At 70.7% G+C, this 18,561-nt stretch carries 16 protein-coding genes and 1 pseudogene; 12 read left to right on the top strand and 5 right to left on the bottom strand.

Annotation, left to right across the window (positions count from 1 at the left end):
• From KF737_RS01460 to lpdA, 6 genes and pseudogenes are all read left to right on the top strand, one after another.
• The gene (locus KF737_RS01460; protein ID WP_296449611.1) at positions 1 to 1,398 is read left to right on the top strand and encodes a pyruvate dehydrogenase complex E1 component subunit beta; all 1,398 of its coding nucleotides are present in this window, start codon (positions 1 to 3) and stop codon (positions 1,396 to 1,398) included.
• Positions 1,399 to 1,486: 88 nt separating this feature from the next.
• Complete coding sequence (locus KF737_RS01455) at positions 1,487 to 1,894, top strand: GFA family protein (RefSeq protein WP_296449608.1); 408 nt, start codon at positions 1,487 to 1,489, stop codon at positions 1,892 to 1,894.
• Positions 1,891 to 2,313 carry a GFA family protein gene (locus KF737_RS01450; protein ID WP_296449605.1) on the top strand — a complete coding sequence of 141 codons (423 nt, stop codon included), beginning with the start codon at positions 1,891 to 1,893 and terminating at the stop codon, positions 2,311 to 2,313. Before KF737_RS01455 ends, KF737_RS01450 begins: the two co-directional genes overlap by 4 nt.
• A 15-nt stretch (positions 2,314 to 2,328) precedes the next feature.
• Positions 2,329 to 3,569, top strand: a pseudogene (locus KF737_RS01445) (2-oxo acid dehydrogenase subunit E2).
• 12 nt (positions 3,570 to 3,581) lie between these two features.
• A complete protein-coding gene (locus tag KF737_RS01440; protein WP_296449602.1) occupies positions 3,582 to 4,061 on the top strand; it encodes a glutathione peroxidase in 480 nt (159 codons plus the stop codon).
• On the top strand, positions 4,061 to 5,452 hold the full coding sequence (gene lpdA / locus KF737_RS01435) for a dihydrolipoyl dehydrogenase (RefSeq protein ID WP_296449599.1): 1,392 nt from the start codon (positions 4,061 to 4,063) through the stop codon (positions 5,450 to 5,452). The genes KF737_RS01440 and lpdA overlap by 1 nt, the downstream gene beginning before the upstream one ends.
• Positions 5,453 to 5,665: 213 nt before the next feature.
• Here the strand turns inward: lpdA and KF737_RS01430 are convergent, their stop codons facing one another.
• Together KF737_RS01430 and KF737_RS01425 are read right to left on the bottom strand one after the other, a co-directional pair.
• Positions 5,666 to 6,061, bottom strand: a complete 396-nt coding sequence (locus KF737_RS01430; protein ID WP_296449596.1) for a DoxX family protein — start codon at positions 6,059 to 6,061, stop codon at positions 5,666 to 5,668.
• Between the two features lie 16 nt (positions 6,062 to 6,077).
• Positions 6,078 to 7,631 carry an AMP-binding protein gene (locus KF737_RS01425; protein WP_296449594.1) on the bottom strand — a complete coding sequence of 518 codons (1,554 nt, stop codon included), beginning with the start codon at positions 7,629 to 7,631 and terminating at the stop codon, positions 6,078 to 6,080.
• A gap of 141 nt (positions 7,632 to 7,772) precedes the next feature.
• Here KF737_RS01425 and lipA point away from each other — a divergent pair, with 141 nt between their 5' ends.
• The gene (gene lipA / locus KF737_RS01420) at positions 7,773 to 8,741 is read left to right on the top strand and encodes a lipoyl synthase (protein WP_296449591.1); all 969 of its coding nucleotides are present in this window, start codon (positions 7,773 to 7,775) and stop codon (positions 8,739 to 8,741) included.
• Positions 8,742 to 8,746: 5 nt separating this feature from the next.
• Positions 8,747 to 9,199, top strand: coding sequence for a type II toxin-antitoxin system RatA family toxin (locus KF737_RS01415; RefSeq protein ID WP_296449588.1), 453 nt, complete (start codon positions 8,747 to 8,749; stop codon positions 9,197 to 9,199).
• Here KF737_RS01415 and KF737_RS01410 read toward each other — a convergent pair.
• Both KF737_RS01410 and KF737_RS01405 read right to left on the bottom strand, forming a co-directional pair.
• Positions 9,147 to 10,463, bottom strand: coding sequence for an APC family permease (locus tag KF737_RS01410; protein WP_296449586.1), 1,317 nt, complete (start codon positions 10,461 to 10,463; stop codon positions 9,147 to 9,149). The two genes, KF737_RS01415 and KF737_RS01410, sit on opposite strands and share 53 nt — an antisense overlap.
• Positions 10,460 to 10,951, bottom strand: a complete 492-nt coding sequence (locus KF737_RS01405) for a CinA family protein (RefSeq protein WP_296449584.1) — start codon at positions 10,949 to 10,951, stop codon at positions 10,460 to 10,462. Before KF737_RS01405 ends, KF737_RS01410 begins: the two co-directional genes overlap by 4 nt.
• Positions 10,952 to 11,030: 79 nt before the next feature.
• On the opposite strand from KF737_RS01405, the gene KF737_RS01400 reads away from it, so the two are divergent.
• Entirely contained in the window at positions 11,031 to 13,331 is a 2,301-nt protein-coding gene (locus KF737_RS01400) for a fused MFS/spermidine synthase (RefSeq protein WP_296449581.1), read from the top strand.
• Between the two features lie 344 nt (positions 13,332 to 13,675).
• Here KF737_RS01400 and KF737_RS01395 read toward each other — a convergent pair whose 3' ends face one another.
• Complete coding sequence (locus KF737_RS01395; protein WP_296449578.1) at positions 13,676 to 14,821, bottom strand: bifunctional 2-C-methyl-D-erythritol 4-phosphate cytidylyltransferase/2-C-methyl-D-erythritol 2,4-cyclodiphosphate synthase; 1,146 nt, start codon at positions 14,819 to 14,821, stop codon at positions 13,676 to 13,678.
• A 100-nt stretch (positions 14,822 to 14,921) separates the two neighbouring features.
• On the opposite strand from KF737_RS01395, the gene dusB reads away from it, so the two are divergent.
• Genes dusB through ntrC form a run of 3 tightly spaced genes read left to right on the top strand, consistent with a single transcriptional unit; the run spans position 14,922 to position 18,471 of the window.
• Entirely contained in the window at positions 14,922 to 15,929 is a 1,008-nt protein-coding gene (gene dusB, locus KF737_RS01390) for a tRNA dihydrouridine synthase DusB (RefSeq protein ID WP_296449576.1), read from the top strand.
• Positions 15,926 to 17,053 (top strand): ATP-binding protein, encoded by a 1,128-nt coding sequence (locus tag KF737_RS01385; RefSeq protein ID WP_296449573.1) that lies wholly within the window; start codon positions 15,926 to 15,928, stop codon positions 17,051 to 17,053. Before dusB ends, KF737_RS01385 begins: the two co-directional genes overlap by 4 nt.
• A complete protein-coding gene (gene ntrC, locus KF737_RS01380; RefSeq protein WP_296449570.1) occupies positions 17,050 to 18,471 on the top strand; it encodes a nitrogen regulation protein NR(I) in 1,422 nt (473 codons plus the stop codon). The genes KF737_RS01385 and ntrC overlap by 4 nt, the downstream gene beginning before the upstream one ends.
• The last annotated feature ends 90 nt before the right edge of the window (positions 18,472 to 18,561 follow it).

Below are 18,561 nucleotides of genomic sequence, written 5' to 3'. Positions count from 1 at the left end.
GTGACCGACATCCTGATGCCGGCGCTCTCGCCCACGATGGAAGAGGGCACGCTCGCCAAGTGGCACGTGAAGGTGGGCGACGCCATCCGCTCGGGCGACGTGATCGCCGAGATCGAGACCGACAAGGCCACGATGGAAGTCGAGGCCGTCGACGAGGGCGTCGTCGCCGAACTCGTGGTGCCCGAAGGCACGGAAGAGGTGAAGGTCAACACGGTCATCGCGCGGCTGGAGGGCGACGGGGCGGCGACCAAGCCGGCCGACGCGCCCACGGAGCCGGTCCCGGCCGTTCCGGCCCACCCGGACCCGCAGCCCGCCAGCCGCGCGGAGGCCAAGGGCGACCCGGCCCGCACGTCCGCGCCGGCCGCGCCGGCGCCCGTGTCCGCGCTGAAGGACCCGGAGCTGCCCGAGGGCGTGAACCTGGTGAAGGTGACCGTCCGCGACGCCCTGCGCGACGCCATGGCCGAGGAGATGCGCCGCGACCCCGACGTGTTCCTGATGGGCGAGGAGGTCGCGCAGTACCAGGGCGCCTACAAGGTGAGCCGCGGGCTGCTGGACGAGTTCGGCCCGAAGCGCGTCGTCGACACCCCGATCACCGAGCACGGCTTCGCCGGCATCGGCGTGGGCGCAGGCATGGCCGGGCTGAAGCCGATCGTCGAGTTCATGACGTTCAACTTCGCCATGCAGGCCATCGACCACATCATCAATTCGGCCGCGAAGACGCTGTACATGTCGGGCGGCCAGATCAGGACGTCGATCGTCTTCCGCGGCCCGAACGGCGCGGCCGCGCGCGTCGGCGCCCAGCACAGCCAGGACTACGGCGCCTGGTACGGCCACGTACCGGGGCTGAAGGTGCTGGCGCCTTACGACAGCGCCGACGCCAAGGGCCTGCTCAAGGCCGCCATCCGCGACCCGAACCCTGTGGTCTTCCTGGAGCACGAGATGCTCTACGGCCAGGAGTTCGACGTGCCGGAAGGGATCGACTGGGTCGTGCCGATCGGCAAGGCCAAGGTCCGTCGCGAGGGAACCGGCGTCACGCTGGTGGCCTATTCGCGGATGGTGGGCTTCTGCCTGCAGGCGGCCGAGGAGCTGGCCAAGGACGGCATCGAGGCCGAGGTGGTCGACCTGCGCACCATCCGGCCGATGGACGTCGAGACCATCGTCGAGAGCGTGAGGAAGACCAACCGGCTGGTTACCGTCGAGGAAGGCTGGGGCCCGATGGGCGTCGGCGCCGAGATCGCCGCCAAGGTCACCGAGCTCGCCTTCGACTACCTGGACGCGCCGCCGGTGCGGGTCCACCAGGAGGACGTGCCGCTGCCCTATGCGGCGAACCTGGAACTGCTCTCCATGCCCTCGGTCGAGCGGATCGTCGCGGCGGCCAAGGCGGTGAGCTACAAGTGACCTCGTCCCACCCATCTGCGCCTTTCTCGCCTCCCCCGCGAAGCGGCGGTCGGTCCCCCTCCCGCCGCTGCGCGGGGGAGGCGAGGTCATGAGCCAGAGCCCGTTCACCTGGCGGGCGGGCGGATGCCACTGCGGCGGCGTCCGCTTCGAGGTGGCCGTGCCGGACGTGGTCGAGGCGCAGAGCTGCAACTGCTCGATGTGCGCCAAGACGGGGTTCGTGCATGTGATCGTGCCCGAGAGCCGGTTCCGGCTGACCCGGGGCGCGGAGCGGCTCAGCGAGTACACGTTCAACACGCGCGTGGCGAAGCACCTGTTCTGCTCGGAGTGCGGCGTGAAGGCCTTCTACCGTCCGCGGTCCAACCCGGACGGCTGGAGCGTCAACGCGCGCTGCCTGGACGACGCTGACGACCTGGAGGTCGTGATCGAGGCGTTCGACGGCAAGAACTGGGAAGCCAACGCCCACACGCTCTCGCACCTGTCGAAGGAGCACGCATGAAGCGGCTGCACGGGCAATGCCACTGCGGCGCGGTGCGCGTCGCGATCGAGGGAATCGAGGCTGCAGACCTGCCGCTTCGAGCCTGTCAGTGCGGCTTCTGCCGTCGCCACGGGGCGGTCTGGACCAGCCATCCTCAGGCGGACGTGACCTTCATCGGGGGTCGGCTGCACAACTACCGCTTCGGCCACCGGCAGTCGGACTACATGTTCTGCGCCGAATGCGGATGCTGCGTGGGCGCCGCGGTCGAGATCGAGGGCGCTCGCTACGCCATCGTGAACATCACCGGCGTCGACCTGCCCGGCTTTGAGGGCCGGACGCCCGAACCCTGGGTCTTCGACGACGAGACGCCGCAGGCGCGGGCGGCCCGGCGCAAGGCCCGATGGTCGCCGGTCGACCTGATGCAACTGCAACCGAGCTGAGAGCCCGGAGACGACATGCCCATCGACGTCCTGATGCCCGCCCTGTCGCCCACCATGGAGGAGGGGACGCTCGCCAAGTGGCACGTGAAGAAGGGCGACACGATCCGGTCGGGCGACGTGATCGCCGAGATCGAGACCGACAAGGCCACGATGGAGGTGGAGGCGGTCGACGAGGGCGTGGTCGAGGACATCCTGGTCGCCGAGGGGACCGAGGGCGTGAAGGTGAACACGCCGATCGCACGCCTGGGCGGGGAGGGCGAGCCTGCGCCCGCGCCGAAGGCGGAGGCTCCGAAGGCCGAGGCATCAGGAACCTCCCCCGCGCCAGCGGGGGAGGTTCGCGCATCTTCGCCTCGCCGCTGGCGCGAAGGCTGGCCGAGCAGAAGGGGATCGACCTCGGCGCGGTGACGGGGTCCGGCCCGCATGGCCGCATCATCAAGGCCGACGTCGACAAGGCCCAGCCGGCTTCGCCGCAGGCCAAGGCCGCCGCCGCAGCGCCTGCTTCCGCGCCTGCGGCCGCCGCCGCGCCGCGCGAGCACAAGTCGCTGGAGCAGATGGGCATCGCGCCCGGCAGCTACGACCTGATCCCGCTGGACGGCATGCGCAAGACCGTGGCGCGGCGGATGACCGACAGCTTCCGCGACGTGCCGCACTTCCCGCTGACCATCGACATCGAGATCGACGAGCTCTTGGCGGCGCGCGCGAAGATCAACGGCCTGCTCGAGAAGACGGGCGTGAAGGTCAGCGTCAACGACATCGTCATGAAGGCCTGCGCCGTGGCCCTGATGAAGGTCCCCGAGGCCAATGCGTCGTACTCGCCGGAAGGCATCGCGATGCACCATCACGCCGACATCGCCATGGCGGTCGCCATCCCCGGCGGCCTGATCACCCCGATCATCCGCAAGGCCGAGACCAAGGGCCTGGCGCAGATCGCCACCGAGGCCAAGGACCTGGCGGCCCGCGCCCGCGACAAGAAGCTGAAGCCCGAGGAATTCCAGGGCGGCACCTTCAGCGTCTCGAACCTCGGCATGTTCGGCATCAGGACCTTCGCCTCGATCCTCAACGAGCCGCAGGGCTGCATCCTGTCGGTGGGCGCCGGCGAGAAGCGGCCCGTGGTGAAGGGCGACCAGATCGTCATCGCCAACGTGATGAGCGTCACGCTGACCTGCGACCACCGCGTGGTCGACGGCGCGGTCGGCGCCCGCTTCCTGGCCGCGTTCAAGGAGATGCTGGAAGAGCCGCTGCGGATGATCGTCTAGGGGAGTCGGGGCATGGCGAGCATCTACGACTTCACGGCCGAGACCATCGACGGCGCCCCCGCGCCGCTCGGCGACTATCGCGACAAGGTGATCCTGATCGTGAACACCGCCAGCCAGTGCGGCTTCACCAGGCAGTACGCCGGCCTGGAGGCGCTCTATCGCAAGTTCCGCGACAGGGGCCTCGTGGTGCTGGGCTTCCCCTGCAACCAGTTCGGGGCGCAGGAGCCGGGCGACGCCGACGAGATCAAGGCCTTCTGCTCGCTGACCTACGACGTGGATTTCCCGATGATGCGGAAGATCGACGTGAACGGCCCGGGGGCGCACCCGCTCTATGCGTGGCTGAAGAAAGAGAAGAGGGGCGTCCTCGGCGCCGAGGGCGTCAAGTGGAACTTCACCAAGTTCCTCGTGGACCGCTCCGGCAAGGTCGCCGGCCGCTTCGCGCCCACCGTTGAACCCAAGGCGCTGGAAGGCGCGATCGAGAGGCTCCTCTGATGGCCGACGCCTTCGACGTCATCGTGATCGGCTCGGGCCCGGGCGGCTATGTGACCGCCATCCGCGCCAGCCAGCTCGGCCTCAGGACCGCCATCGTGGAGCGCTCCGAGCTGGGCGGCATCTGCCTGAACTGGGGCTGCATCCCGACCAAGGCGCTCCTGAAGTCGGGCGAGGTCTACGAACAGCTCGACCACCTGAAGGACTACGGCCTGGCGGTCGAGAAGAAGGCCTTCGACTTCGACGCGGTCGTCAAACGCTCTCGCAAGGTGGCGGCCCAGTTAAACTCGGGCGTCGCCTTCCTGATGAAGAAGCACAAGATCGAGGTGGTCGAGGGCTTCGCGAAGCTGGAGAAGGGCTCGCCGGCGCCGACCGTCGTGGTGGGCGACCGCAAGCTCACCGCCAAGCACGTGATCGTGGCCACCGGCGCGCGCGCCCGCACGATCCCCGCCATCGGCCTGGAGCCGGACGGCGAGCGCATCTGGACGTACCGCGAGGCGCTGGTTCCGAAGGCGGCGCCGAAGACCCTGGTGGTGATCGGCTCGGGCGCCATCGGCATGGAGTTCGCGAGCTTCTACCGGGCCCTGGGCTCGGAGGTGACCGTCGTCGAGATGATGCCGCGCATCCTGCCCGTCGAGGACGAGGAGGTCTCCAAGGCCGCCCACAAGAGTTTCGAGAAGCGCGGCATCAGGTTCCGCGTGCCGGCCAGCGTGAAGAAGCTGTCCAAGACCGCGAAGGGCGTGGCGCTGGAGATCGAGGCCGCGGGCAAGGCCGAGACCCTGGAAGCCGACGTCTGCATCGTGGCCGTGGGCATCGTCGGCAACGTCGAGGACATGGGCCTGGAGGCCCTGGGCGTGAAGATCGACCGCACGCACATCGTCACCGACAGCCACGGCGGCACGGGCGTGCCGGGCCTCTACGCCATCGGCGACGTGGCGGGGCCGCCCTGGCTCGCGCACAAGGCCAGCCACGAGGGCGTCCACTGCGTCGAGCACATCGCCGGCCTGAAGCCCACGAACCTGACCTCGCCGATCCCCGGCTGCACCTACACGACGCCCCAGGTGGCCTCGGTGGGCCTGACCGAGGCGCAGGCGAAGGAGCAGGGGCTGGACCCGAAGGTCGGCCGCTTCCCGTTCCGGGTGAACGGCAAGGCGATCGCGGCGGGCGAGACGGACGGCTTCATCAAGACCGTGTTCGACGGCAGGACCGGCGCCCTGATCGGCGCCCACATGATCGGCCACGAGGTGACCGAGATGGTGCAGGGCTTCGCCATCGCCATGACGCTGGAGGCCACCGAGGCCGAACTCCAGGCCACCGTCTTCCCGCACCCGACCATGAGCGAGGCGATGCACGAGTCCGCCCTGGACGCCTACGGCAAGGCGCTGCACATCTGAAGTTGCACCCCTGAGGGCAGGGCCATCGCATAAGGATGCGGGCGGCCGAAAGGCCGTCAGTCAAACCGCAGAGATCGCCGAGATACGCGGAGGATTCCGGTGGATCCGCGAGCTTCTCTGCGCATCTCCGCGATCTCTGCGGTTCATGAATCGGGCGGACGAGCCGCCCACAAGCCATATGCGATGACCCGGCCCTAAGGGAGGGATTGCGGTCTACGTCCGCTTCCTCGCCACTGCGTCCAGGCTCCAGGGGCCAGGCCCGGCGAAGACGAGGTAGAGGAAGACGAAGCAGAAGAGGATGGCCGCGTCGCCGCCGTTCAGGCCGGGCCAGAAGCCCTTGCTGCCGTGGGCCATGAAGTAGGCGACCGCCATCTGGCCCGAACAGAGGAACGCGGCCGCGCGGGTGAAGAGGCCGAGTGCGATCAGCCCGCCGCCGACCACCTCGATCCACGCCGCCGCGAGCAGGATCGCCGGCAGCGGGTCGGGAACGCCCGGCTGCGCCCCGGGGAAGGCGAACAGCTTCATCAGCCCGTGCTCCATGAAGAGAAGGGCGGCGATGATGCGCAGGACGCTGAGAATGCGCGGCGCCCAGGCGGCCAGTTGCGGCATCTCTTGGTCTCCTCTCCTAGGCGACGCGCTGAAGTTCGGCGTCGACGATGCGTTGGATGGCGGGATAGTCGGTCTTGCCGGTCCCGAGCACGGGGATCTCGGGCACCTTGATGATCTTGCGCGGCACCGCCAGCTCGGGCGCCCCGATCTGCTGGGCATGGGCGACCAGGGGGCCGGGCTCGGCGTCGCGACGGTCCGTCACCAGGATCAGGCGCTCGCCCTTCTTCGGATCGGGCAGGGCGATCACGGCGTGTCGGCTGTCGGGCCAGACCGCCGTCGCGAGGTCCTCGGCGGCGGTGAGCGAGACCATCTCGCCGCCGATCTTGGCGAAGCGCTTCACGCGGCCCAGGATCCTGATCCAGTCGTCGTCGCTCATCGCCACGACATCGCCGGTGTCGTGCCAACCGCCCGAGGGCGCGTCGATCCCGCCCTGCGCGTTGAGGTAGCCGGCCATGACGTTGGGCCCGCGCACCAGCAGCCGGCCGCCCCCCGGGATGCCCTCGACGGGCTCCAGGCGCGTCTCGACGCCGGGCAGCAGCTTGCCGACCGTGCCCCGGCGATTGTCCTGCGGCAGGTTCACCGCGATCACGGGCGAGGCCTCGGTGGCGCCGTAGCCCTCCAGGATCGGGATCGGCCCGAACTTCTCGGCGATCAGGTTGTGCGTCTCGTCGCGCACCTTCTCCGCGCCGCAGACCACGAAGGTCAGGCCCGCCAGCTCGTCGCGCTCGGCCGAGCGGGCGTACTGGTTGAGGAAGGTGTCGGTGGCGAACAGCACGGCCGCGCCGGTGTCCTTCACCAGCGGCGGGATCTGCTTGATGTGCAGCGGCGAGGGGTACTGGAACGCCTTCATGCCCTCGAGGATCGGCAGCAGGGCGCCGCCGGTCAGGCCGAAGCAGTGGAAGATCGGCAACGGGTTGAAGAACACCCAGTCGGGGTCCAGCCGGATGTGCGCGGCGATCTGCCTGGCGTTGGCGACCAGGTTCGCCTGGCTCAGCACGACGCCCTTGGGCGTGCCGAAACTGCCCGAGGTGAAGAGGATCACGCCGGGGTCGCCAGGCCGTGTGGGCACGCGGAACTGTTTGGGCAGCGCGCCGGCCGCCGCGGCGAACAGGCGGTCCGGCAACCCCACGGTCTTCCGCACGTCCTCGAGGTAGACCACCTTCGTCATCGTCTCGAGCGCGTCGATCAGGTCGTGCAGCTTGCCCTGCTCGACGAAGCGGTGGGACGTGAGCACGGTCCTGACGCCCGCCAGCTCGCAGGCGGCCTTCAGGTTGCGGATGCCCGAGGTGAAATTCAGCATCGTCGGCACGCGGCCGAAGGCGTGCAGGGCGAAGAAGGTCACCACGCCGCCCGAGCTGGACGGCAGCATCACGCCCACGCGCTCGCCCTTTGCCGTGAAGCCGGCGATCTTGCGGCCCAGGGCGAAGGCGGCGCGGATCAGGTCGAGGTAGGTGAGGGGCGTGCGCTCCTGGTCCTCCAGGATCGGCTTCTTCGCGCCGTACTTCCGCGCCGACGCAACCAGGGCGTCGAAGATGGTGGACTGCGCCGCGGCGCTGTCGAACGCGCTCAAGGGCGATCGCTCCCCGTCATTATCGTTGCGGGCGAGCCTATAGACGCCGGTTCCGCCTGAAAAGCTCGGTTACAGGCCGTGATCTGCCGGCCAGCCGGGCCCGAGCTTGATCCCGCGGCCCGGACGGACGATCTAGGGGCCATGGCCGTGGTCATCGACACCGTATCCGGGAGGGCCGCGCGTCCGCGGCACCCCGAGAAGCAGAATCGTCCCGAGACGCCGATCCTGCGCAAGCCCGAGTGGCTGCGGGTGCGCGCGCCGGGCTCGCCCGGCTACAACGCCACCCGCGACATCGTGAAGGGGAACGGGCTCGTCACCGTCTGCGAGGAGGCGGCCTGCCCGAACATCGGCGAGTGCTGGTCCAAGAGCCACGCCACCATGATGATCATGGGCGAGATCTGCACGCGGGCCTGCGCCTTCTGCAACGTGGCGACGGGCAAGCCCAACGCCCTCGATCCCACCGAGCCCGCGCGCGTCGCCGACGCGGTGGCGAAGATGGGCCTGAAGCATGTGGTCATCACCTCGGTCGACCGCGACGACCTGGCCGACGGCGGCGCGGCGCACTTCGCCGCCGTGGTGCGCGCCATCCGCGCGGCCTCGCCGGGCACGACGGTGGAGATCCTGACGCCGGACTTCCTGAGGAAGCCCGTCGAGGCCGTCCACGCGGTGATCGACGCCCGGCCCGACGTCTTCAACCACAACCTCGAAACCGTGCCCCGGCTCTACCTGCCGATCCGGCCCGGCGCCCGCTACTACAACTCGCTGCGCCTGCTGGAGCGGGTGAAGGAGCGCGACCCCGGGCAGTTCACCAAGTCCGGCATCATGGTCGGGCTGGGCGAGGCGAAGGAGGAGGTGATGCAGGTGATGGACGACATGCGCTCGGCCGGCGTCGACTTCATCACCATCGGCCAGTACCTCCAGCCCACCCGCCGCCACGCGCCGATCGACCGGTTCGTCCACCCCGACGAATTCAGGGCCTACGAGGAGATCGCCAGGGCCAAGGGCTTCCTGGTGGTGTCGGCGAGCCCGCTGACCCGCTCGTCGCACCACGCCGACGAGGACTTCGCGCGCCTGCAGGCCGCGCGGCGGGCCAGGGAAGCGGCGGCTTAGGTCCGTTGCACCACCACGTCTCGCGCGTGCTGCCCTACACGCCCGACCAGCTCTTCGCGCTGGTGGGCGACGTCGAGCGCTATCCCGAGTTCGTGCCGTGGATCACCGCCATGCGCACCTGGAACCGGCGCCAGGCGGGCGAGGGCGTGGACCAGGTCGACGCCGAGGCGGGCGTGGGCTTCTCGTTCCTGAAGGAGCGATTCGCCACGCGGGTGCATCGCGACGCCAACGCACGGCAGATCGATGTGAACCTGCTCTCGGGGCCGTTCCGCAAGCTGACGAACCGCTGGCGCTTCCACCCGGACGAGGCGGGGACCCGGATCGAGTTCGACATCGACTTCCAGTTCAAGGCGAAGCTGCTGGAGGGCCTGCTGGCCGTCAACTTCCATCACGCCGTCGAACGGCTCATGGGCTGCTTCGAGGACCGGGCGAGGGCGCTGTACGGCGCGACGCCATGAGGATCACGAGGCCGACGACGAGGACGCCCGCCAGCGCGGGCAGTTCCTTGGTCGCGCCCAGCAGCATGACGCCGACGAAGATCAGCGCCGTGAAGGCCGCGACCGGCGCCACGAAGGGCAGGCGGAAGGCCGGCGCGGGGGCGTCGGCGCGGTTCGCCAGGCGGACCAGGGCGAGGCAGCACAGCACGTAGGAGATCAGCCGCGCGGCCGTGGACATGGTGAGCGCGCCCAGGAGGTCGCTGGCCATGGCGGCGGCGAAGCCCACGATGCTGGAGGTGAGGATCGCCACCTGCGGCGTGCGCCAGCGCGGGTGGATGCGGGCGAAGACGGCCGGAAGTTCGCCGTGCTCGGCCAGGGCCAGCAGGTTGCGCGGCATCGAGACGACGATGACCAGCAGGGTGCCGAAGGTGACGGCCATCGCGCCGAGCGAGACGGCGACGGCGCCCGCAGAGCCGTAGAGCGCGCGGCCGGCCTCGGCGAAGGGACGGTCGTTGGCGGCCGGGGCGTCGAGGACGCCGACGCAGGCGGTGAAGGCGAGGCCGAACACGAGCGTCACCAGGCCGAGGCTGAAGAGGAGCGCGACCGGCACGTCGCGGCGCGGGTCCTTCGCCTCGCCCGCCACCATCGCGCCGCGCTCGAAACCCGAGAAGCCGAAGATGAAGATCAGCATCGCCTCGGCGAAGGTGACCGGCGGCGGCAGGGCCTGCGTCGGCGTCAGCCGATCGAGCTCGACGAACGGCAGCACCGCGGCGATGAAGCCCGCGATGAACACCAGCTTGGTGGCGATCAGCAGGTTGCTGGCGGCGGCGGACTGGCGGATGCCGATCAGGGTGATCGAGGTCGTGATCACGCCCAGGGCGGCCAGGGCCGCGAGCCGCGGCCATCCTTCGCCGAGCGCCGGCGCGAAACCCGCGAGGTAGGTTACGAACAGGTTCGAGAGCGTCGCCGCGCCCAGCGCCTGCGCCACCCACAGCATCCAGCCGCTGGAGAACGCCAGCCAGGGCGGCAGCGCGGCGCGGGCGTAGAGGTAGGGCCCGCCCGTGCCCGAGAACCGGCTGCCGAGCTCGGCGAAGCACAGGAAGAGCGGCAGCATCGCCGCGGCGCTGGCGGCCAGCACCAGCAGGCCCCATCCGTCGACCGCGCCATAGACCTTGGCCGGCGCGGTCAGCATGCCGGCGCCCAGCATCACGTTCAGCAGGAGCCCGATGATGTCGCGACGCCGGAGCGCGCGCAGGAGCTCGGATTCTGCGGCGGGCTCGCTCAAACGAGCCGGTCTCGCATCATCTGCAGCGCGGCCTGGACGGCGGCGAGCTGCACGCCCTCGCGGGTCTCCTCCTCGAAGAAGTGCTCCTCGTGCATGAGCCGCTGGTTGGTGCGCGCCGTCGCGATGTGGACCGTGCCCACCGGCTTCAGCCGCGTGCCGCCGCCGGGGCCGGCGACGCCCGTGATCGCCACCGCGAGGTGGGCGTTCGACGCCTCGAGCGCGCCCTCCGCCATCATCCGCGCCACCGGCTCGGACACCGCGCCCAGGTCGGCGATCAGGTCGCCCGGCACGCCCAGGAGCTCCTGCTTGGCGCGGTTGGAGTAGGTCACGAAGCCGCGTTCGAACACGTCGGACGAGCCCGCGACCGAGCAGATCGCGCCGGCCACCAGGCCGCCGGTGCAGCTTTCGGCCGTCACGATCCGCAGAGACCGTTCGCGGCAATCCTCGATGAGCAGGCGCGCGAGGGTCACGATCTCCAGGTTGAACATCGGTCTCTTCGTCCCTTTACCGCGCGGCCCCCAGCACAGAGCATCGACCGGCCGTTCCGTTCAAGGCGATTCGAGACCCATGACCACGCCCAGCGCCGTGTCGCCCTCTCCCTCGACGGGGTCCCGGCAGGCGCCGGCGGCGCTCTTCGCGCTGACGGTCTTCTCCAGCGCGGCGCTGGTGTTCCTGGTGCAGCCGATGGTGGCCAAGCTGGTGCTGCCGCTGCTGGGCGGGAGCCCCTCGGTCTGGAACACCTCGCAGGCGTTCTTCCAGCTCGCCCTCCTCGCCGGCTACTTCTACGCCCACCTGCTCCAGCGCATCCCGTCCGTGCGCGGCCAGGCCATCGTCCACGTGACCATGCTGGTGATCGCGGCCGTCGCGCTGCCGCTCAGGGTCAATGCGCTGGCCGGGCCGCCGTCGTCGGACCATCCGAACCTGTGGCTGCTGGCGGTGCTGACGCTCTCCATCGGGGCGCCGTTCGCGATCCTCTCGGCGACGGCGCCCCTGGTGCAGGCCTGGCACGCGCGCACCCTCGGCGCGGCGGAGGGCAAGGAGCCCTACGTCCTCTATGCCGCCTCGAACCTGGGCAGCCTGATCGCGCTGCTCGCCTATCCGCTCGTCGTGGAGCCGGCGTTCCCGCTCGTGGGCCAGCGGCTGGGCTGGAGCGCGGGCTACGGCCTCTTCATCCTGATCATCGGGACGCTGGCGATCGCGGTCTCCCGCGCCCGGGCGACGGCCGTGGAGGAGGTGAGGGCGACGACGCCGGCGCCCACCTGGCGCGAGCGCGCCGCCTGGGTCGCCCTGGCCGCCATCCCGTCCAGCCTGATGCTGGGCGTCACCACCTACATCACGACCGACGTCGCCTCGGCCCCGTTCCTCTGGGTGCTGCCGCTGGCGCTCTACCTCACCACCTTCATCATCGCCTTCCAGGAGAAGCCCGCGATCTCGCCGGCGCTGACGCTCACGCTGCAAGGCGCGGCGCTGGCGGCTTGCGTGGCGGTGCTGCCGTTCCGGTCGACCTTCTTCGCGATCCTGCTGTTCCTCCACCTGATCGCGTTCTTCCTGACGGCGCTGATGTGCCACCAGCGCCTCGTGGCGCGCAGGCCGGATCCGGCGCACCTCACCGAGTTCTACCTCTGCCTGTCGCTGGGCGGCGTGGTGGGCGGGGCGTTCAACGCCTTCGTGGCGCCGGTGATCTTCAACGACGTCTGGGAGTATCCGATCGTGCTGGCGCTCTCGTGCCTGGCGCGGCCCTGGGGCGACCTGCAGAGGATCCCGATCTGGACCTGGACGATGTTCGTCGTGGGCGTCGTCGCGGCGATCCTGACGCCCGTCGCCGTCACCTTCGCGACCAACCACCTGACGACCGACGCCCTCATCGGCCACTTCGACCCGGCCGAACTGTTCGACATGGGGATGAAGGCGCTGCTGGCGCTGGCGGTGATCGCCGCCTTCATGGTGCGCCGCCACGCGCTCTTCATGTTCGCGATCGTGGCGATCCTGTCCTACGCCGCCGAGACCGCCGCCGACCGCACCGACACGCGGCAGAGCTGGCGCAGCTTCTTCGGGGTCCTGAAGCTCTCGCAGACCTGGGTCCCCTCGATCGGCGAAGTGAAGATGCTGGCCCACGGCACCACGCTGCACGGCGCCCAGTCGCAGGACCCGCGCTACATGTGCCGGCCGATGGTCTACTACACGCCGAACACGCCCATCGGTCAGGTGTTCACGGCCAGGCAGGCGGCCTCGCCCGGGCTGCGGATCGGGGCGGTGGGCCTGGGCACGGGCTCGGTGGCGGCCTACGTCCGCCCCGGCGACGACCTGACCTTCTTCGAGATCGACCCGCTGGTGGTGCGGGTCTCGAACGACGCCGCCAACTTCACCTACACGACCCTCTGCGCGAAAAGCCTGATCGAGTACGTGATCGGCGACGCCCGGCTCACGGTCGCCCAACAGCCTGCGAACAGCTTCGACATCCTGCTGATCGACGCCTTCTCGTCCGACGCGGTGCCGGCGCACCTGCTGACCGTCGAGGCCGTCAAGGGCTACCTCGCCAAGCTGAAGCCCGACGGCGTGCTGATCCTGCACCTGTCCAACCGCAACCTCGACCTGATGAACCCGGCCCAGGCGGTCGCCCGCGCGGCCGGCGGCCATGCGCTGGTCCAGCAGTACCGCGCGCCCGAGAAGGACCCCGAGGGCACGTGGGAGTCGTCGGAGGATGCGGTGATCGTGGCGCGCAATCCGCAGGCGCTGGCGGCCTTCCGGGCCAGCGGCAAGTGGACCGAGGCCAACCCGTTCAGGGCCCGGCCCTGGACCGACGACTACACGAACCTCGCCGGCGCCCTCTACGGCAACCTGAAGGGCCGCTACGCGTGGTTGCCGTAACGCCGCTCATCCCCGCGCATGCGGGGACCCGGACTTCCTTCCCCCGCGATGAGCGCTATCGAGAACCGCCCGGCACGCCGCAGGCGCCCTGTTTTCGAACCACGAACCACGCGAACCACACGAACGAATCCAGCATGAGCCCGCCCCTGAGCACACCCACGACCCGTTCGTGTCGTTCGTGTGGTTCGTGGTTGAATCCATGCGGCGCTGACGCCCCCTCCGCGCCCGAAGGTTCGCGCCGACGCTGACCCTTCCTCCGGATCGCCAGCCGCCAGGGTCCGTCCTCAATACCGCTCATCCTCGCATGCGCGGGGATGAGCGGGTGGTGAGATCCAGCCTATCGCCTACAGCGGCGTCTCCACGGCCACCACGGCCTGGGCCATCAGGCCTTCCTCGCGGCCGGTGAAGCCCATGCCCTCGGTCGTGGTCGCCTTCACGCTGACGCGGTCGACCGGCAGGCCCAGCAGTTCGGCGATGCGCTCGCGCATGGCGTCGCGGTGCGGACGGATCTTCGGCCGCTCGCAGATCAGGGTGACGTCGGCGTTCAGCAGCCGGCCGCCGCGGGCCGCAACCCGGCTCACCGCGTGCCTCAGGAAGCGGTCGGACGAGGCGCCCTTCCACTGCGGGTCGGACGGCGGGAAGTGCTCGCCGATGTCGCCGTCCGCGATGGCGCCCAGGACCGCGTCGGTCAGGGCGTGCAGGCCGCAGTCGGCGTCGGAGTGGCCGATCAGGCCCCGGTCGTGCGGGATGCGGACGCCGCACAGCCACACCCCGTCGCCGGGGCCGAACCGGTGCGCGTCAATCCCCTGGCCCATGCGTACGATCCGGCGGCCCGCGCTCAACTGCTCGGCCAGCATGAAGTCCTCCGGCCAGGTGAGCTTCATCAGCATGGGATCGCCGGGGACCATGGCGACGTGGCCGCCGGCGCGCTCCATCACCGAGGCGTCGTCGGTGGGCTCCTCGCCGGCGGGCCAGCCGCGGTAGGCGGCCTTCAGCATGTCCGACCGGAACGCCTGGGGCGTCTGCGCCCGCCAGAGGCCGTCGCGGGAGACCGTCTCGTCCACGACGCCCTCGCCGCGCTTCAGCGTGTCGGGCACGGGCAGGGTGGGGATCGCGCCGTCGGCGAGGTCCAGGGCGGCGAGCAGCCGGTCGACATGGGCGCGGGTGACGAACGGGCGCGCCGCGTCGTGGATCAGCACCGGCTGGGCGGCCTTGGCGCCGATGGCGGCGAGGCCGGCCTGCACGGACTCGGCCCGCGTCCTGCCGCCGGTGACGGCCTTCCAGCCCTCCAGCCCGGCCAGCGCCTCGTCGGCGGCGGCCAACCGATCGCGGGCCACCACGACCACGATGTCCCGGGCGCCCGCGGCCAGCAGGCCCTCGACCGACCAGCGCACGATGGGCTTGCCGCCCAGGAGGCGCCACGCCTTGGGTTCGCCGGGCCCCGCGCGGAGACCTTCACCGGCTGCGACGACGACGGCGGAAAAACTCATGGCGCAGGTTTAGGGAACCGGGGCGATTTGTTCCAGCTTTCCGGGCTTTACGGCGCTGCAGCATTGTGCCTAGAAATAGTGCGATGGGATTGATTAAGAAATGAGCAGTGCGCTCGACATCGGCGGGGTTCGCGTCAGCGGCCGGGTCTGGATCGCCCCCATGACCGGCGTGTCCGACCTGCCGTTCCGCCGGGCGGCGAGCCGCCTGGGCGCGTCCTACGTCTCTACGGAGATGGTCGCCTGCGCCGAGTTCGCGAAGGGCCGGCCGGATGTCGTGCGCCGCGCCGCGGTGGGCGAGGGCCTGCCGCTGATGGTCGTCCAGCTCGTGGGCCGCGATCCCGGGGCGATGGCCGAGGGCGCGCGCCTGGCCGAGGTGGCGGGCGCCGAGATCGTCGACCTCAACTTCGGCTGTCCGGCCCGCGAGGTGACCGGCGGCCATGGCGGCTCGGCCCTGATGCGCGAGCCCGAGCTGGCGGCCGAGCTGATGGCCGCGGCCGTCGAGGCGGTCGCCGTGCCCGTGACCGTGAAGATGCGCCTGGGCTGGGACCACGGCGCGCTGAACGCGCCCGACCTGGCCGCCCGGGCCGAGGAGATCGGCGTCAGCGCCGTCACGGTCCACGGCCGCACCCGCTGCCAGTTCTACAAGGGCGCCGCCGACTGGGGCGCCATCCGGGCGGTGAAGCAGGCGGTGTCGGTGCCGGTGATCGCCAACGGCGACATCGTCGACGGCGCCTCGGCGCGTGCGGCCCTGGAGGCGTCCGGCGCCGATGCGGTGATGGTCGGCCGCGGCGTCTACGGCCGCCCCTGGATCGCCGCCGAGATCGAGGCCGAGCTGGACGGGCGGCCGTTCCAGGCGCCCGACGCGGCGGCGCGGCTCGGCATCGCGATCGCCCACCTGAGCGAGAGCATCGAGTTCTACGGCGAGCGCCTGGGCCTGCGGATCTTCCGCAAGCACCTGGCCGCCTACATCGAGAACGCCCCCTGGCCCGCGGACCCCGCGGCCCGGCGAGAGGCGCGTGCGGCCCTGTGCCGCCTGGAGGACGCCCGATCGGTCGAACGGGGGCTCGAAGCTCTCTGGACATCGCCCGACCGGAGACTGGCGGCATGAGCGGAACCACGCGACTGCAGGCGAAAGGCGTCGACCTCGACGCGCTGAGGGCGCAGGCCTTCGAACTCTCGCCCGACCCCGCCCTGGTGGTCAGCGCCGACGGCGCGCTGGTGGCCGTGAACGAGGCCGCCGAGGCGCTGTTCGGCCAGGGGCTGGGCCTGCTGGCCCGGGGCCGCTTCCGCGCGGCGCTGCCGCCGGGCTCGGCGCTGGTGTCGCTGCTGAACCGCGCCGTCGAGGAGGACGGCCGCGTCCGCGAGCGCGGCGTGCAGATCAGCCTCTTCGGCCTGCCGCCGTTCGAGGCCGATGGCGCCGCGGCCCCTCTGGGCGACGGCTCGGTGCTGCTGACGCTGTCGGTGAAGGCCGGGCTCGGCACCGAGCGCGGCGCGCACGAAGCCGCCGGCCTGCGCTCGCTGGTGGGCCTGGGCCGCATGCTGGCGCACGAGATCAAGAACCCGCTCGCCGGTATCCGCGGCGCCGCCCAGCTCCTGAAATCCGGCGCCAAGGCCGAGGACGCGCCGCTGGCGCAGCTCATCGTCGACGAGACCGACCGCGTGCGCCGGCTGGTCGACCGGATGGAGGCGTTCTCCGACGACGCCCTGCCGTCGCTCAATTCGCTCAACATCCACCAGATCCTGGATCGGGTCCGGGCGCTCGCCGCCAACGGCGTCGCCGACGGCCTGGGCCTGAAGGAGCTCTACGACCCCTCGCTGCCGCCCGTGCTCGGCGACGAGGACCAGTTGATCCAGGTGTTCCTGAATCTCGTGAAGAACGCGTCGGAGGCCGCTCACGCCCGCGGCGACGGCCGCGGCGAGGTCTCGATCCATACCGCCTATCGCCATGGCGTGCGCGTGCGCTCGGCCCGCGGCCAGGCCCTGCGCGGCGCGCCCATCGAGGTGCGCATCCAGGACAACGGCCCGGGCATCCCGGAGCACATCCGCGAAAGCCTGTTCCAGCCGTTCGTCACCACCAAGCCGTCGGGCGCGGGCCTGGGCCTGGCGCTGGTGGCCAAGCTGGTCGCCGGCCACGGCGGCCTCATCGACTTCGAATCCGAGCCCGGGCGCACGATCTTCCGCGTGCTGCTCCCCGTCGCCTCGGGCGACAACCATCAGGATCTTCCCGAATGAACGCGGCCTCCAAGAAGATCCTGATCGCGGACGACGACTCGTCGATCCGGCTGGTGCTCAGCCAGGCGTTCACGCGGCTGGGCTATCAGGTGCGGGCGACCGGCAACGCCACGACGCTGCTGAAGTGGGTGACGGACGGCGAGGGCGACCTCGTGGTCACCGACGTCGTCATGCCCGACGAGAACGTGTTCGACGTGCTGCCGCGCATCAGGAAGCAGCGGCCGAAGCTGCCGGTCATCGTGATGAGCGCGCAGAACAACCTCATCACGGCGGTCAACGCCGCCGAGGTGGGCGCGTTCGAGTATGTGCCGAAGCCGTTCGACCTGGACGACATGACCTCGGCCGCCCGGCGCGCGCTGTCGAAGCCGGCGGACGCCGAGGCCTCGAAGGCCCAGGCCCGCGCGGTCCGCGACGACCGCCTGCCGCTGATCGGCCGCTCGGGGCCGATGCAGGACGTCTACCGCACGATCGCCCGCCTGGTCGGCGCGGACCTCACGGTGCTGATCACCGGCGAGAGCGGCACCGGCAAGGAGCTGGTCGCCCGCGCCCTGCACGACATGGGCCGCCGCCGCGACGGCAAGTTCGTGGTGATCAACCTGGCCGCCACGCCGCGCGAACGGGTCGAGAGCGAGCTGTTCGGCAAGGAGGAGGGCGACTTCGGCAAGCTGTTCGAGGCCGACGGCGGCACGCTGTTCCTCGACGAGATCGGCGACATGCCGCTGGACGCCCAGACGCGCCTGCTGCGGGTGATCGACGGCTCCGAGCCGGCGCTGAACCCGAAGACCGGCCGCCGGCCCAACGTGCGCATCATCGCCGCCACCAACCGCGACCTGCGCGCCCTGATCCAGCAGGGGCTGTTCCGCGAGGACCTGTTCTTCCGCCTGAACGTCGCCCCGCTGCGCCTGCCGCCGCTGCGCGACCGCGCCGAGGACATCCCGGACCTGGCCCGCGCCTTCCTGCTGCGCGCCAACCGCGAGGGCCTGCCGGCCAAGACCATCGACGCGGGCGCGCTGGAGCGCCTGAAGCGCCACGCCTGGCCCGGCAACGTGCGCGAGCTGGAGAACCTCGTCCGCCGCGTCTGCGCCCTCTACGGCGAGGACCTGATCACCGCGCGGATCATCGAGAAGGAGCTGGCCGACCAGCAGCCCGTGGTCCAGGGCCAGGACGGCCCCGCCACCCTGGCGCAACTGGTGGAGCAGAAGCTCGCCAGCTATTTCGCCGACCAGCCCGACGGCATCCCGCCGGCCGGCCTCTACGACCGCGTGCTGGAGGAGGTGGAGCGGCCGCTGATCCAGCTCACGCTCGCGGCCACCCGCGGCAACCAGGTGCGCGCCGCCGAGATCCTCGGCCTCAACCGCAATACCCTGCGCAAGAAGATCCACGACCTGGGCGTCGAGATGGCCCGGGGTCGTCGCTGACCCCCGCTCATCCCGGCGAACGCCGGGACCCAGGTGGAGTGACTCAAGTTCGACTGCGACGAACGCGGCGTCGATCCAATCCGACTCCGG

Source organism: Phenylobacterium sp., from assembly GCF_019636135.1.
Classification (GTDB): Bacteria; Pseudomonadota; Alphaproteobacteria; order Caulobacterales; family Caulobacteraceae; genus Phenylobacterium.
The sequence above is the reverse complement of the archived record's forward strand: the minus strand, read 5'-3'. Positions and strand labels throughout refer to the sequence as shown.